This window comes from Allobosea sp. ASV33 (assembly GCF_016428755.1).
Taxonomy (GTDB): Bacteria; Pseudomonadota; Alphaproteobacteria; order Rhizobiales; family Beijerinckiaceae; genus Allobosea.
In genome coordinates this window covers 1-13796 of sequence record NZ_JAELTI010000073.1, presented here as the reverse complement: position 1 = coordinate 13796, position 13796 = coordinate 1, and the positions used below count along the sequence as shown (strand labels likewise).

The 13796-nt window shown below is 65.4% G+C and carries 11 protein-coding genes, 1 tRNA gene and 1 pseudogene; 4 read left to right on the top strand and 9 right to left on the bottom strand.

The genetic code is table 11. The features are described 5' to 3' along the window. Positions 1-157 precede the first annotated feature (157 nt). The 3 genes from JHD80_RS19105 to JHD80_RS19095 all read right to left on the bottom strand — a co-directional run bounded on the left by JHD80_RS19105 (position 158) and on the right by JHD80_RS19095 (position 3051). Entirely contained in the window at positions 158-1696 is a 1539-nt protein-coding gene (locus JHD80_RS19105; RefSeq protein WP_199090669.1) for a YifB family Mg chelatase-like AAA ATPase, read from the bottom strand. A 117-nt stretch (positions 1697-1813) separates the two neighbouring features. Continuing rightward, entirely contained in the window at positions 1814-2470 is a 657-nt protein-coding gene (msrA, locus tag JHD80_RS19100; RefSeq protein WP_199090666.1) for a peptide-methionine (S)-S-oxide reductase MsrA, read from the bottom strand. Between the two features lie 83 nt (positions 2471-2553). Next, positions 2554-3051, bottom strand: a complete 498-nt coding sequence (locus tag JHD80_RS19095; RefSeq protein ID WP_248311650.1) for a hypothetical protein — start codon at positions 3049-3051, stop codon at positions 2554-2556. Positions 3052-3063: 12 nt separating this feature from the next. Here JHD80_RS19095 and JHD80_RS19090 point away from each other — a divergent pair. The 3 genes from JHD80_RS19090 to JHD80_RS19080 all read left to right on the top strand — a co-directional run bounded on the left by JHD80_RS19090 (position 3064) and on the right by JHD80_RS19080 (position 6592). After that, positions 3064-3153: transfer RNA gene (locus tag JHD80_RS19090), tRNA-Ser, on the top strand. A gap of 550 nt (positions 3154-3703) precedes the next feature. Further along, a complete protein-coding gene (locus JHD80_RS29315; protein WP_199090665.1) occupies positions 3704-4690 on the top strand; it encodes a helix-turn-helix domain-containing protein in 987 nt (328 codons plus the stop codon). A gap of 66 nt (positions 4691-4756) precedes the next feature. Further along, positions 4757-6592 (top strand): putative bifunctional diguanylate cyclase/phosphodiesterase, encoded by a 1836-nt coding sequence (locus JHD80_RS19080; RefSeq protein WP_199090663.1) that lies wholly within the window; start codon positions 4757-4759, stop codon positions 6590-6592. A gap of 105 nt (positions 6593-6697) precedes the next feature. Here the strand turns inward: JHD80_RS19080 and JHD80_RS28810 are convergent. The 6 genes and pseudogenes from JHD80_RS28810 to JHD80_RS19055 all read right to left on the bottom strand — a co-directional run. Then, positions 6698-7067: pseudogene (locus tag JHD80_RS28810) on the bottom strand (LysR family transcriptional regulator); the annotation flags it as partial. Beyond that, entirely contained in the window at positions 7067-8446 is a 1380-nt protein-coding gene (locus JHD80_RS19075; protein WP_199090661.1) for a patatin-like phospholipase family protein, read from the bottom strand. The pseudogene JHD80_RS28810 and the gene JHD80_RS19075, both read right to left, overlap by 1 nt. A 110-nt stretch (positions 8447-8556) precedes the next feature. Continuing rightward, positions 8557-9741, bottom strand: a complete 1185-nt coding sequence (locus JHD80_RS19070; RefSeq protein WP_349237304.1) for a sensor histidine kinase — start codon at positions 9739-9741, stop codon at positions 8557-8559. 176 nt (positions 9742-9917) lie between these two features. Continuing rightward, positions 9918-10592 carry a response regulator transcription factor gene (locus JHD80_RS19065; protein WP_199090658.1) on the bottom strand — a complete coding sequence of 225 codons (675 nt, stop codon included), beginning with the start codon at positions 10590-10592 and terminating at the stop codon, positions 9918-9920. A gap of 409 nt (positions 10593-11001) precedes the next feature. Then, positions 11002-11733 (bottom strand): GntR family transcriptional regulator, encoded by a 732-nt coding sequence (locus JHD80_RS19060; protein WP_199090656.1) that lies wholly within the window; start codon positions 11731-11733, stop codon positions 11002-11004. Between the two features lie 8 nt (positions 11734-11741). Beyond that, positions 11742-12569, bottom strand: coding sequence for an isocitrate lyase/PEP mutase family protein (locus tag JHD80_RS19055; RefSeq protein WP_199090654.1), 828 nt, complete (start codon positions 12567-12569; stop codon positions 11742-11744). A 105-nt stretch (positions 12570-12674) separates the two neighbouring features. On the opposite strand from JHD80_RS19055, the gene JHD80_RS19050 reads away from it, so the two are divergent. Then, the coding region (locus tag JHD80_RS19050) for an FAD-binding oxidoreductase (RefSeq protein ID WP_199090652.1) at positions 12675-13796 on the top strand (1122 nt) is incomplete at its 3' end.

The window sequence follows — 13796 nt, the reverse complement described above, 5'->3', positions numbered from 1 at the left end:
TGGCTACTTGGGCCCTCATACTGAGGAGCCGTTCTTATAAGAATGCGTCTCGAACGATGTTTCAGGAGGCTCGCAAGACATCTGAAGCATCCTTCGAGACGCCGCTCGCGAGGCTCCTCAGGATGAGGGCTCTGATTTTCCGACGGGTTCCGGGCCTTCAGGCGGCCTGGACGAGGTCCTCCCCGCGCGCCCGATAGGACAGGGCTTCGGCGAGATGGCGCCGGCCGACCTTCGCTTCGCCATCGAGATCGGCAAGGGTGCGGGCGACCTTCAACACGCGATGATAGGCGCGCGCGGTCAGGCGCAAAGCCTCGGCCGCGTCGCGCAGGAGCGCGAGCCCGGCATTGTCGGGCCGTGCGACCTCCTCAATCACCGTGACCGGGCAGGCGGCATTGGTCATGACATGACCGAGTCCAAGGCCTTCGAAACGCGCCGCCTGGATGCGGCGGGCCGCGGCGACGCGCGCCGCGACGATCGCGGAACTCTCGCCCGTAGAAGGCCGGATCAGGTCCGCCGCCGTGACCGCGGGCACGTCGATCGCGATGTCGATGCGGTCGAGCAGCGGGCCGGAGACGCGCGCCTGGTACTGCGCCATGCAGCGCTCATTGGGCTGGCGGCGGCAGGCGAAGCCGGGCTCGGTCGCCCGGCCGCAACGGCAGGGATTCATCGCGGCGACGAGCTGGAAGCGCGCGGGATAGACGGCGCGGTGATTGGCGCGAGAGATCAGGACGTCGCCGGTCTCCATCGGCTGGCGCAAGGCATCGAGCGCCTGCGGCTGGAATTCCGGCAATTCGTCGAGGAAGAGCACCCCGTGATGGGCGAGCGAGACCTCGCCCGGCCGGGCCTGCAAGCCGCCGCCGACGAGCGCGGCCATCGAGGCCGAATGATGCGGCGCGCGGAAGGGCCGCCGATCGGTCAGGGCGCCCTCGGCGAGCTGGCCGGCGACGGACAAGACCATCGAGACTTCTAGGAGCTCGCGCGGCGAGAGCGGCGGCAGGATCGAAGGCAGACGGCTCGCCAGCATCGACTTGCCGGCGCCTGGCGGCCCGTTCATCAGGAGATTGTGCCCACCGGCTGCGGCGATCTCGAGCACGCGCCTCGCGCTTTCCTGGCCCTTGACGTCGGCAAGGTCCGGCAGCGGACCGGCCTGACGCGCCACTGCCGGCTCGGGCCGGGACATGACCTGCGTGCCCTTGAAATGATTGGCGAGCTGGATCAGCGAGCGTGGCGCCAGGATGTCGATATCGGCGGCTGCCCAGGCCGCTTCCGGCCCGGAGGCGGCCGGGCAGATCAACCCCTGCCCTTTCGCATAGGCCGCGATCGCCGCGGGCAGGACGCCCGCGACCGGCGCGATCGAGCCGTCGAGCGCGAGTTCGCCGAGGACGGCGTAGCCGGAGAGGGCATCGGCGGGAATCGCCCCGATGGCCGCCATCACGGCAAGCGCGATCGGCAGATCGTAATGGCTGCCTTCCTTGGGCAGGTCGGCTGGAGCGAGGTTGACGGTGACACGCTTGGCCGGAAGGGCGAGACCCGAGGCAAGCAGCGCGGCGCGCACCCGCTCGCGGCTTTCGGCGACCGCCTTGTCGGGGAGGCCGACCAGCACGAAGGCGACGCCGCCCGGCGCGATCTGGACCTGAACGTCGACGGCGCGCGCCTCGATGCCCTCGAACGCCACCGTCGCGACCCGCGCCACCATGTCGGCCCCGCTCCCCTATCCCTCGGGAAAGCTAGCGAAGCTTCAATGACAACGCAAGAACATATCGGGAACTCAACAAGCCAAAAAAAAAGGGGAGGCCACGCCTCCCCTTTTGCGTCAGGCCTCGACGCCGAGGCCGATCTGGCAGGCGACGCCGGTGCCGCCGAGCCCACAATAGCCGCCCGGATTCTTCGCCAGGTATTGCTGGTGGTAGTCCTCGGCGAAATAGAGCGTCGGCGCCTCGCGAATCTCGGTCGTGATCGGACCGTAGCCGCCGGCAGCGAGCGCCTTGCCGTATTCGGCGCGCGAACGCTCGGCCGCGTCCTGCTGCTCGGCATCGTAAGTGTAGATCGCCGAACGATACTGCGTGCCGATATCGCCGCCCTGCCGCATGCCCTGGGTGGGGTCGTGATTCTCCCAGAAGATCTTCAGCAGGTCGTCATAGGCGATCTTGGCGGGATCGAAGACGACGAGGACGACTTCGGTGTGGCCGGTCAAGCCGCTGCAGACCTCTTCATAGGTCGGATTGGGCGTGGAGCCGCCGGCATAGCCGACTGCCGTGACCCAAATGCCCTCGCCGCTCTGCCAGAACTTACGTTCGGCGCCCCAGAAGCAGCCGAGACCGAAGACGGCCTTGCGGGTTCCCGCGGGATAGGGGCCGGCCAAGGCGCGGCCATTGACGAAATGGGTCTCGGCGGTCGGAATTGCGGCGGTACGGCCGGGCAGCGCCTCGGCGGCAGTCGGAATTTCAGTCTTCTTGCGCAGGGAGAACATCATTGGCTCCGTTTCGTTCGGGCTCGACGCCTATGTAAGCCTGCCGAGCCCATTCTCACAGGGGCACGAGCGCAGGGGCGTCATCACCGACGCGTGACGATGCCGATGGCGGCTTGCGGGCGCCGGCCGAGCCAAAGCAGCGCGAAACCGAGGAGGAGCGCCGCGGCCGCCACCGGCGCGCGCAGCACCGTCAGCAACAGCGGATCCCAGAGCCAGGGGTGGATATTGCGCTCGATCGCGGGTTGAATCTGCTGGTAGCGCTCCTGAATGATGGCGATCAGCACCTCGCTGACAGGCGTGAAGCGCAGCCCCGCATTGGCGATCGAGCGCGCTCCGTCGATCACGAGGGCGACGAAGCCGGCCGCGACGGACAGGTAACCGATCAACCGGAGAAGAAACCTCACCATCCGCTCCCCGTCGCAAGCCTCGGCGCCGCGCCGCCGGCCGCACGCCCGGCGCAACCGCTCCGGCGACCAGATGTGCCCATGCCGGCGGCGGATCGCAACCGATTGCGTGCGATTTATCGGGATTGTGCAAAATACGGCATCTCGGCCCTTGAAAGATGATGGGCCGGCGGTCATAAGCAGCGCGCCGGACAGGTGGCCGAGTGGTTGAAGGCGCACGCCTGGAAAGTGTGTATACGGGAAACCGTATCGCGGGTTCGAATCCCGCCCTGTCCGCCAGCATTCCCCTGAGGGGTTGATTTCCAGAGAGCTCAGGCAAATCAAGAGCCGCGTTGCCGAGAGCGACCTTGGTCTTGGCTGAATGAGCCAAGGGTAATTTTTCGGACAGCACCTTGCCGAGGTCGCGGCTACGCCAGGAAGCGAAAGGCTCAAGCCCGACGCAGCGAACGGCACGTCTCCAGTTCCGCTCGATCAACTGCTTGAAGGTTGGAAAGCGGAAAAGAAGCCTGTCGCAAAGACGGTCTATGCTTGGACAGCTGTGACCTTGAGACTGCGCCTCCAACCAGGCATTGGATGTTCGGCTTTAGCCACTTCAAGTTTGCCGAAAGCGCCAATTCCTGAGAGGATGGCAGCATGACGGCAAGAGGACGATCTACTTCGTACGCGAGGGGCGAACGCGGGGTCTCCCTCTGATTTTCTCGAGCAGCCGCGCTTAGCCGAGGACGGCCGGCGCCATGCCCGGATGCGCCCGAAGCCGCCATGGACCGACTGTCTGCTGCGTGCGGGCCTACCGGCATATTCGGCTTAGCGCTTCACGAGGACCATCCGCGTGCGGGTCATCATCTTCGCGCCCTCCGATGTTCACTCGCTGGAACTAGCCGGCCTGATGGACGTGTTCGCCGAAGCGAACGCGCGGGTTGCCGAAGGTTTCTACGAGGTCGGTCTCGTCGCGGAAGAAAACCGCCCGCTCCGCTGCGGGTCGGGACTGAGAGTTTTGCCGGACTCGGACTACCTCGTGTGTCCGAAGGATCCCGACACCCTTCTTGTGGCTGGAAGCGTGGGCATACCCCATGCGCCCGGCAAGGGCGTGATCGACTGGCTTTCACGCGCAGCCCCGCAGACGCGACGTTACGGCTCGGTCTGCACGGGAGCGTTCCTGCTTGGTGACGCCGGACTTCTCAGCGGCCGCCATGTGGCGACGCACTGGCAGTATGCGCCTCTCCTCGCCCAGCGCTTTCCAGAAGCAAAGGTGGACGGAGACCGGGTCTTCATCCGGGATGGCCCCATGGTCACCTCAGCCGGATCGAGCGCGGCGATCGATCTCGGCCTTTCGCTGGTCGAAGAGGATCTCGGCCGGGACGTTGCGCTTTTTGTCGCCCGCCGCCTGGTCGTGTTCCTGAAGAGGCCGGGGGATCAGTCTCAATTCAGCATGCATTTGGCTGCGCAAGGCGTCGACCGCAACCGTCTTTACAAGATCCAGCAGTACATTCTGAGCCACCCGGATGCCGATCTGTCCATCAACACCCTGGCAAACATAGCGGCGATGAGCCCCCGGAACTTCACGCGGGTCTTTACCCAGGAAGTGGGAATTTCGCCGGCCGAGTATGTCGATCTGACACGCATCGATGTTGCGCGCTTTCTGCTCGAAGGCAGCCGGCTATCGATCGATTCGATCGCCGCGAAATGCGGTTTCGGCTCGGCTCGGGCGATGCGCCGCGCCTTTCTCGCGCATTTCGGCGCGACGCCCTCCGACTACCGCGATCGGTTCCGGACCTCTGGAGACGGCTCGAGGCCGACTATGTCCGAAATCGGCTGACGGTTGTCTCGAAACCGCCGTGCCCGCCGATTGCCCAGCAACCGGGAACCGCGCCATTGCTTGGGTATGAAGGATTTCAAGGGACTGAAGCCGTTGGAGTTCGTGAGGTTCGCGCCGGCGCCCTGTGCTGGCAAAGGTGACCTCAGCTCGGACGCATTGCTCCGCTCAATTCTTCCGCCGCTCGTCGAGGAATTCTCCGATGGTGTGGCGATCGCGCGGATTACTGGGGGGAGCGGACCGCTTCTCTACATCAACAGGGCCTTCGAACGGCTGACGGGATACGCACGGCATGAGGTGCTCGGGAAGGATTGCCGGTACCTCCAGGGCAATGAGCGCCATCAACCGGAAATTGGCCGCATCGGAGAGGCCATCAGGGCTGCCGAACCGGTGGACGTCACACTCCGCAATCATCGGAAAGACGGGTCGGTCTTCTGGAACCATCTGAGCCTCAGACCTTTCACGGTTGGCGGCGAACTCCTCTACCTTGGTATTCTTCGCGATGTTTCGGCGACGCGACAGACAGAGATTGCCCTCGATCGCGCTGCAAACCTCGACGTTGCGACCGGTTGCCTCAACCGCCAGTCGTTCATCGTCAGCGTGGAAAGGCACTTCGCGACATGGGCCGGCCCCGTGCTGTTCGTGAAGTGCGACATCATCGGCTTCCACGACATCAACGCCGGGTACGGCTATGATGTCGGGGACGCATTGCTGATGGAAACCGGCCGCCGACTGCGCGGGACTGGGGCTGTTCTGGTCGCCCGGATCGGGGCAAACGAGTTTGCCCTGGCCTTCGAACTGACGGATGAGGCAAGCGGGCCACCGGTCGTGGCAGAGGTTTGCGCCGCCCTCGCTCCCGATTTCGTCATCCCAGGAGCGAATGTCTGTCTGCGCTTCGCCATCGGCTATGCGCTTGGCGACCCTCGCGGCAACCTGATCTCCCTGATCCGCAATGCCGGTGCTGCGCTGCATGCGGCGAAGTCGGCTCCGCTGAGCGGACCTCGCCGGTTTCAGCGTGCCGATGAAGAGGAAGCGCGCAATCGTGTCCAGATGACCCGCGAGTTGAGAGCCTCTCTCGCAAAGGATGAGTTCATCCATCACTTTCAGCCCCAGATCGATCTCGCGACGGGCCAATGCGTAGGTGCGGAAGCCTTGATAAGGTGGAATCACCCCCTGTTTGGCATCGTCCCGCCGGGCCGTTTCATCGAAGCGGCGGAGCGCAGCGGCGTGTTGCTCGACCTCGGCGAACGTGGTCTTGTCGCCGTCGCCGCCTTTGCGCGCAGGATCAACGAACGCCGGGATGAACCGCTGCGCTTTTCCGTGAATGTGTCCGCGACCGAGTTTTTGCATCGCGACATGGCCGACGTTGTCGACCGTGTTTTACGACAGTCCGGTGTCCGGCCGGGCTTGCTGACACTCGAAATCACCGAAAGCATGTTTCTCAATGACACGCCCGGCGTGCTGGAAGCTTTCCGCCGGCTGCGGAATCTCGGTGTCGGTCTCTCCGTCGATGATTTCGGGACCGGCTATTCAAACCTCCGTTCGCTTGAGGCCTTTCCCGTCACGGAGATCAAGATCGACCGGAACTTCGTCGCAGGCCTGCCTGCCAGCCCTTCGAAGGCCGTCATCGTTCGTGCGATCATTGACTTGGGCCGCGCCCTTGGGCTCACCGTCGTGGCGGAGGGCGTCGAGACGGAAGCTCAGCGAGCGCTGTTGAAGGGCATGGGCTGTCTAATCGGCCAAGGCTTTTTGCTCGGCCGCCCTGATGACGGCGAGGCCTTCGCAGCGAAATTCGGTGGGGTATCGACCGATCGCTCAGCCGATCGCGCCGTCAGACATGACTCATTTCGCAACAAGACGTCATTTGGCTCTCTGGCCACTCTTCGAGCTTCAAGTAGCGATTGATCCTGACCGAACGCGCCAACTGCGGAACTTGGCTGCGCTCCATAAACTGGACATTCTACATGACGCGATGTTGTGCTCGCCCCTGAGTTCCCACGCGACGACCGGCTCGCCATGGGTGAGGAGCCGGAGCACGCCGTTCCGCTGCGGCAGGATGCCTGGTGCTCGGGTCAGCTGGTGTTCGGAGTCGCCGACGAAGCACGGCAGCCTGCTCAGTCCGATCCCCTGGCGAACCGCGGCGATTTGCGCCTCGGCGTCCGGGGGCCTGAAAGGGACCTTGGCCGTTCGGATCTCGCCCGCCCGGGTCCAGTCCGGGATGCCGTGATCGTTGATGACGATCGGCCGGATGGGCCTCCGCGCACCCGCCCCGCCACGCCGCCAGCAGGTCGCGGGACGGGTAGACCCCGCTGGCCAGCTCCGGTCCCATCAGGCCGTGGAGATTGAGCGGGAGGGTCCTGCGGTCGACGACGAAGCGGATCACCGCGCCGCGATGATCCGATGCTGCCGGAGGCTAGCGACGAGAAGGCGGCGCCCAAGGCCGGAGAGGAAGTCGACATCGTCGGGCTTAAGCGAGAGCTTGTTGTGGAGCTGGAGAATGCGGGCCCTCGCGTCGGGCGTGCGGATGTCGGCCAGGGACAGCTTGACGAACGCGATCTCAAGCTTGTCGCAATCGCGTGTTTTCGGGGCATCGCAACGCCAGCGGATCAGGCGTTCCCGCCAGCGCCTGGTCTCCTCCTCCAGCCTGTCGAGGCTGTCCCGGCTTGAGTTGTCGATCATCGCATCGATCGAAGCCGTGATGGCGGCCAGCGCTCCCGGGCCGTCCGGGGTCGTCGACATGTCGCCGCCGATACGCTGCGAGGCGTCGGCGACGATCACGATGATGCGTCGGATTTCGCGCGCGGTCGCCACCGGCAGCGGCGCCGGCGCCGGGCCACGCATCGATCTCATGAGGTTTCGGGTGGCCAGATTGTCGACCAGGCCGCCGTCGAGCAGCTTGAGATAGCGCAGGTCAGGGGCCGTCGCGTAACGAGCTTGCGTTTCCTGAAGATGGGCCAGGACCGCGGAGCTCGTCGCTGGCGTCGCAGGGGCGCCCTGAGCCAGCGGACAGACCGGGTTGAAGTTTTCCAGCACGACCGGCGCGAACAAGACCGGCACGGCTGCCGACGCCGCCACGGCATGAGAGAGGGGAAAGCGGGTGTAGTCGCTGCAGATCGTGCGGAAGCCCTCGCGATCGAAGGAGAAGGGCGCGCGATTGTAGAGATCCGTCGCGTGCAACAGGAGGCGCGGTCCTCCCATACCATCGAGGTCGCCGAGCGTTGCGCCATGGTAGAGGTGAGCATCGAGCCAGTCCGCCAAGCCGGTGAGGTCATTGACGCCCCCGCGATAGCCGCGCAGCAGATTGTCCGGCGTGAAGGCGGTCCGCAGCGACGCTTCGGGATCCTGGTCCAGATAATCGCGCTTGAAAGCGGGTATGCCCGCCGGGCCATACAAGGCGAGATAGGCAGCCAGCAGGCCGCCGCCCGAAACGCCTGCGACCACCGCGATATCGTCTGCGAGCGTCCGGCCGGCTTCCCCGGGGACTTGCTGTTCGGCAAGCGCCGACAGAACCCCGTATCCAAAGGCGGCAGAACGGCTTCCTCCGCCCGAGAGAGCCAGCATGACCGCAGTGGCCCCCGGGCGCGCGCTCGGTGAGCCCGGGCGAGCCGACGCGGTGATATCCGTCAAGGGCAGGTTCGAAGGGGGATTGGAGGGGCTGGCGCAAGCTGACAGGCCGATGGACAGTGCGACTGCCTCCAGAACCTTCCGAGCCTTCTTCCAGCAGCCGGCACTCGGCTGGCTTGGCGGCTTGAGAACCATGCGGGCGCCATCTCCACGCCCGTGGTCTTCTCTTGCTGCAACGCCGGGCCGCGGGAAATCTCGCTTTGCTTGATTATCTCAGCATTATGCCCGCCGGCGGCCCGAAGCGTTCAGCCCGGTTTCGGCAGGCTCAGGCGGAAACAAGCACCGCGCGGCCGATCCAGGATGGCGATGGCGCCGCCATGCAGCTGTACGATTTCCCGCACGAGATGAAGCCCCAGGCCAGCGCCCCGATCCTGATGGGCGACGCGGGAAAAGGGCTCGAACATCCGCTCACGCTGTTGGGCTGCGATGCCGGGGCCTTCGTCGATCACCTCGATGATCCGCTCGCTCCCGATCGCGATGGTGATCGTGCCGCGCCGGCCGCCATGCTGGATGGCGTTCTGCACGAGATTGACGAGCGCCCGCTCCAGCCCTGCTGCGTCTCCGATGACCTCAACCCGTTCGGTTTTGGTCTCGAAGGCGAGCTCGTAGCCGGCGTTGATGGCGAGCGGCGCGAGATCGATGGCGGCGCGTCGGCCGATCGCGACGAGATCGAGCCTGACGAAGGCGTTGGGGGCGTGTTCCAACCGCTGCAGGTCGAGCAGTTGCTCAGCCATCACGGCGAGCCGGGCGACATCCTCAAGCAGCCGGACGCGCTCGGCCGAGCCCGGCAACGTCTCGATCCGGGTCTGCAGGATCGCGATCGGCGTCCTCAACTCATGAGCGGCGTCGGCGAGGAAGCGCTTCCGCCGGGAATGCCCCTCGTCCAGTCGTTGCAAGGCGCGATTGACCGCATCGACAAGCGGCGTGACCTCCCTCGGCATCAGCACTGTCGGGAGACGGGTACCTTGGCTGTCGATGTCGATCCGTTCCGCCTCCGCAGCGACGGCACCGAGCCCGCCTAACGCCCGGCTCACCACCACGGGCGTCGCGATCAAGGTCGCCAGAGCCATGACGAGAAGTGTCGGCAACACGAAACTTGCAAAGACGACGAGCACACCCTCGACCAGCCAGCGGAGCGGCGCCTCGCCTCCGGGACCGGTCACGACCTGGATCTCGCCAGCCGCGCTCCCGACCCAGCGCATCCGGGCATTCGCACGCGGCGGGTCTCCCAAATTCCAGCCCAAGCGCGCATTGCCGATCCCGTCCAGTGCGGCGCCGATGCGAGCGAAATGCGGCGGTGGAGATCCCTCGATCAGCTGATGCCCCAGCCGGTCGCGTACGACGTACCAAAGGTCCGGCACCGTCATGCGCAGCTTGATCAGCTCCGGCGTTTCGCGCACCGCCAAGCCGCCATTGGCGTCGCGCAGCACGGCGGTCTTCAACGCGTCGATCGTAACGTCTTCGGATTCGAAGTTGAGGAGATGGCCACCGAGATAAAGCGCGGCGATGATCGACACGACCAGCAACGACAGCAGCGCAGCCTGCAGCGCGAGAAGCCGGCGGATCAGCCGCCACTTCAGCGAATGGGCGGGCGATGCCGGAAGGGTCATGCTCCCGGCTTCAACAGATAGCCGATGCCGCGAATGCCGTGAATTTCCAGCTCGGCCCCGGCATTGCTCAGCCGCCGGCGCAAGCGAGAGATATGCATGTCGAGTGCGTTCGACTGAATTTCGTCGTCGAAGCCGTAGACTGCTTCCTCCAAGGTCGCGCGCTGGACGGCGCGGCCGTGGCGGCGCAGCAGGCTCTCCAGCACCAGCAGCTCCCGCCGTGGCAGATCGAGCGTGCTTCCGCCCACGCTTGCGCTGCGATTGCGCCAATCGAACTCGAAACGGCCGAGGCGCAGGAGGTCCGGCGCCAGCTCGGGCGATCGACGCAGCACGGCCCGCATCCGCGCGAGAAGTTCATCGATCACGAAAGGCTTGGCCAGGTAGTCATCGGCGCCCGTGTCGAGCCCCTGGACGCGCTCTTCGATATCGCCGCGCGCACTCAGGATGATGACGGGTGCCGCGAGCTTCCGGACGCGTATGCGGGGAAGCAGGTCGAGCCCGTCACCATCCGGTAGATTGCGATCGAGCAGTACCGCGCCATGAACGCCGGTGGTGATCGCTTCCTCGCCTTCGGCCAGCGTGCCGACATGGTCGATGACCATGTCGCGCTGCCCGAGGGCTGTGCGCAGGACGCTGGCCATCTCGGGTTCGTCCTCGACCAGAAGGATACGCATGCCGAGGCCTCAATGCCCGCGCATGAACGCGGCACCCGCATCCGGTTTGCCGGCGGTGGAAAGCGCTGACGGCTGCGGCATGGCGTGAGCTTCAAGTCGGGCTGGACTGTGCCCGATATCGAGCCCGATGCTTGCCGCAACATTGCGGGAAAAGGGGATTCCTGACCGCTCGCGAACCGGCGGGTCTTAGTCACCTCGAACTGAAGTTCGCTCCATTGTAGATTGGGGTACCGAGCGAGCGGGAACCCAGCGATGGCTAAGCGGCCGACCGACCGAAGGGGCCCTTGATGCTGCAGCCGGCGGACATCGCGCCGGGCGTGCGGGAACATTCATTCAGAATATAATTCGGTGACTCATAACCGGCGTCGATTGCCCCCCGACCGGTTTCGCAATCGCCGAGGGCTAAGGCTCAGACCGATCCGGTGCCTTGCGCGATGACGTTGGCGTAGGCCTTCGCGGCTCGCAGGATATGATCGCGCAAGATCATCCGAAGCTTGTCGCGGTCTTGCCGCGCGAATGCCTCGACGATCTCGCGATGTTCGAGATAGGAGGTGTCGCGCTCCCAAGAACGCTCGACCGAAAGATGCGCACGCAGCGCCGCCACCTGCCAGGAGATCGTCGCGAAAGCGTTGGCGACGAAGAGATTGCCGCAGTTGCGGAAAAAAGCGGCGTGAAAATCGGTGTCACTGCTGGCATAGGCGGTGCCGTCCTGGTCTCGATGCGCCTGCTCCATTCTCGCCAGCGCCACTCTGAGCTCGGCTGCGGTCCCAACGGCAGCGCCGTCGAGACAGAGCATGACGGCTTCCGTTTCGAGCATCAGGCGAAAACCAGCGAGCTGCTTCACGTCCTCCAGCGAGGGATCGAAGACGAAAGCGCCGCGATTGGGCACGATGGTCACGAGGCCGAGCGCAGCCAGCCTCCCGAGCGCCGCGCGCAACGGCGTGCGGCTCACGCCGAGCGCCAGCCCCGTCTCATCTTCAGGCAGGGCATGGCCGAAGGCCAGCTCAGCATTGACGATGGCATCGCGCAGCCGATGCTCGACCATCTCCGCCAGCGAGCGCGGGTGTTCGAGCGCCTTCAAGCCCAGCGCGCGTTCGCCAGTCTTGGAGCGGGGCTTGGTCGGACGTCGGTCAGGATACATTCCGTCGCTCAGGCGTAGCGGCCGAGGTCGAGCACGCTTTCATATTCGTGGATCGGCATCAGTTCGTCGGCCCAAGCGGCCGTCGAGCCGTTCATTCTGAGGTCCGAAGCGAAGCGTTGCATCAGCCGAGCATAAGCCAGCGTGGCCGACAAGGGGAAGGCCAGGAGCTTGAATCCGATCGATTCGAAGGTCGCGGCGTCCAGGGCCGGCGTGCGGCCGTCGACGGAATTGAACATCATCGGCGCGTCGATGCTGCGCACGGCACGGCGCATCTCCTCCTCGCTCTGCAGCATCTCGATCAGGACAAGATCGGCCCCCGCCCTCGCATAGGCTTGGCCGCGCGCGATAGCCTCGTCGAGCCCGAGCACCAGGCGGGAATCGGTGCGGCCGATGATCAGCATGTCCGGGTCCCGGCGCGTCTTCACGGCATGGCGGATCTTTTCGGCATGCTCCTCCGCCGAAACCAGCGAGAGTCCGCTCATCGCGCCGCATTTCTTCGGCGTCACCTGGTCTTCGAGATGCAGCGCGGCAACGCCGGCCGCCTCGTATTCCGCGATGGTGCGCGCGACGTTGTTGAGGTTGCCGTAGCCGGTATCGGCATCCGCGATCAGCGGAACGGCGATGCTCGCCGCAATCGCGCGGGCGCGGCCGGCCATCTCGGTCAAGGTCAGGAGGCCGAGGTCGGGCGCCCCCAGCATCGCGGCGGAAAGACCGTTTCCGGTCATGTAGACGGCCTCGAATCCAGCCTGCTCAAGAATCCGTGCGCCCAGCGCGTCGTGGCAGCCCGGGGCCACGATGATACCCGGCTCATTCAATCTCGGTCGCAGCGCTCGCATCCTATTTGTGTCCCGTGTCCTGTATACAATTGTTGCGGCGATATGATGCGCATGCTACGAGCCTGTCAATAACGGCGCCCATCGAGTGCGCTGAGAGGGACGGGAATGCTAGCCGAGGTATCGCCGATCGACGCCGCCGTTCTGCCATCTGCGCTGTCCGCGGAGCTTGGCTCGCTTCTTGGGCGGCGTTTCACAACGGCTCTGGCCGATCGCACCCATCACGGACACGGAGAATCCTATCACGCCGGCCGGGCGCCCGATGCCGTCTGTTATGCAGAGAGCACCGAGGAGGTCGCCGCGATCGTGAGGCTTTGCGCCGCCTATCGCATGCCGATCGTTCCGTTTGGCGCCGGCACCTCGCTGGAGGGGCATGTCACCGCCATCCATGGCGGGGTCTGCATCGATCTCAGCCGCATGAATGCGGTGCTCTCCGTCCGTCCCGAGGATCTCGATGCGACCGTGCAGGCGGGCGTGACCCGTCAGCAGCTCAACAGCCACCTGCGCGATCTCGGCCTGTTCTTCCCGATCGATCCGGGCGGCGAGAGCACCATCGGCGGCATGGCGGCGACACGCGCCTCCGGCACCAATGCCGTCCGCTACGGCACGATGCGCGAGAACGTGATCTCGCTGACGGCCGTCACGGCGGAGGGCGAGATCATCCGCACCACGCGGCGCGCCCGCAAATCCTCGGCCGGCTACGACCTCACCCGCCTGCTCGTCGGCTCGGAAGGCACATTGGCCATCATCACTGAGGTCACGGTGCGGCTCTACGGCATTCCCGAGGCGATCAGCGCCGCGGTCTGTTCGTTTCCCGCCGTGTCGAACGCCGTCGATCTCGTGGTCGCGGTGATCCAGAGCGGCATTCCCGTCGCTCGTGTCGAACTGCTCGACAACACGACCGTGCGGGCCGTCAACCTGTACAGCAAGCTGGCGCTGAACGAGGCGCCGACGCTTTTCTTCGAGTTCCACGGCTCGCAGGCCGGAGTCTGCGAGCAGGCGGAGACGGTGGAGGCGCTGGCGGCGGATTTCGGCGCGCTCGGCTTCGTCGCGGCGGCCGATGCCGACAGCCGCGCCCGGTTGTGGAAGGCCCGGCACGACACCCACTATGCCGTTCAGGCCTTGCGCCCGAATGCCAAGCTCTGGAGCACCGATGTCTGCGTGCCGATTTCAGCGCTGGCGCCTTGCATCGCGCAGACGCAGGCGGATATCGCCGATGCTTCCTTCCCG

Coding starts and splice junctions, on each gene's coding strand:
- JHD80_RS19060 (WP_199090656.1), bottom strand. CDS start 11,733: ATGTATCCTGACCGACGTCCGACCAAGCCCCGCTCCAAGACTGGCGAA.
- JHD80_RS19065 (WP_199090658.1), bottom strand. CDS start 10,592: ATGCGTATCCTTCTGGTCGAGGACGAACCCGAGATGGCCAGCGTCCTG.
- JHD80_RS19080 (WP_199090663.1), top strand. CDS start 4,757: ATGAAGGATTTCAAGGGACTGAAGCCGTTGGAGTTCGTGAGGTTCGCG.
- JHD80_RS19105 (WP_199090669.1), bottom strand. CDS start 1,696: ATGGTGGCGCGGGTCGCGACGGTGGCGTTCGAGGGCATCGAGGCGCGC.
- msrA (WP_199090666.1), bottom strand. CDS start 2,470: ATGTTCTCCCTGCGCAAGAAGACTGAAATTCCGACTGCCGCCGAGGCG.
- JHD80_RS19055 (WP_199090654.1), bottom strand. CDS start 12,569: ATGCGAGCGCTGCGACCGAGATTGAATGAGCCGGGTATCATCGTGGCC.
- JHD80_RS19075 (WP_199090661.1), bottom strand. CDS start 8,446: ATGGTTCTCAAGCCGCCAAGCCAGCCGAGTGCCGGCTGCTGGAAGAAG.
- JHD80_RS19095 (WP_248311650.1), bottom strand. CDS start 3,051: ATGACCGCCGGCCCATCATCTTTCAAGGGCCGAGATGCCGTATTTTGC.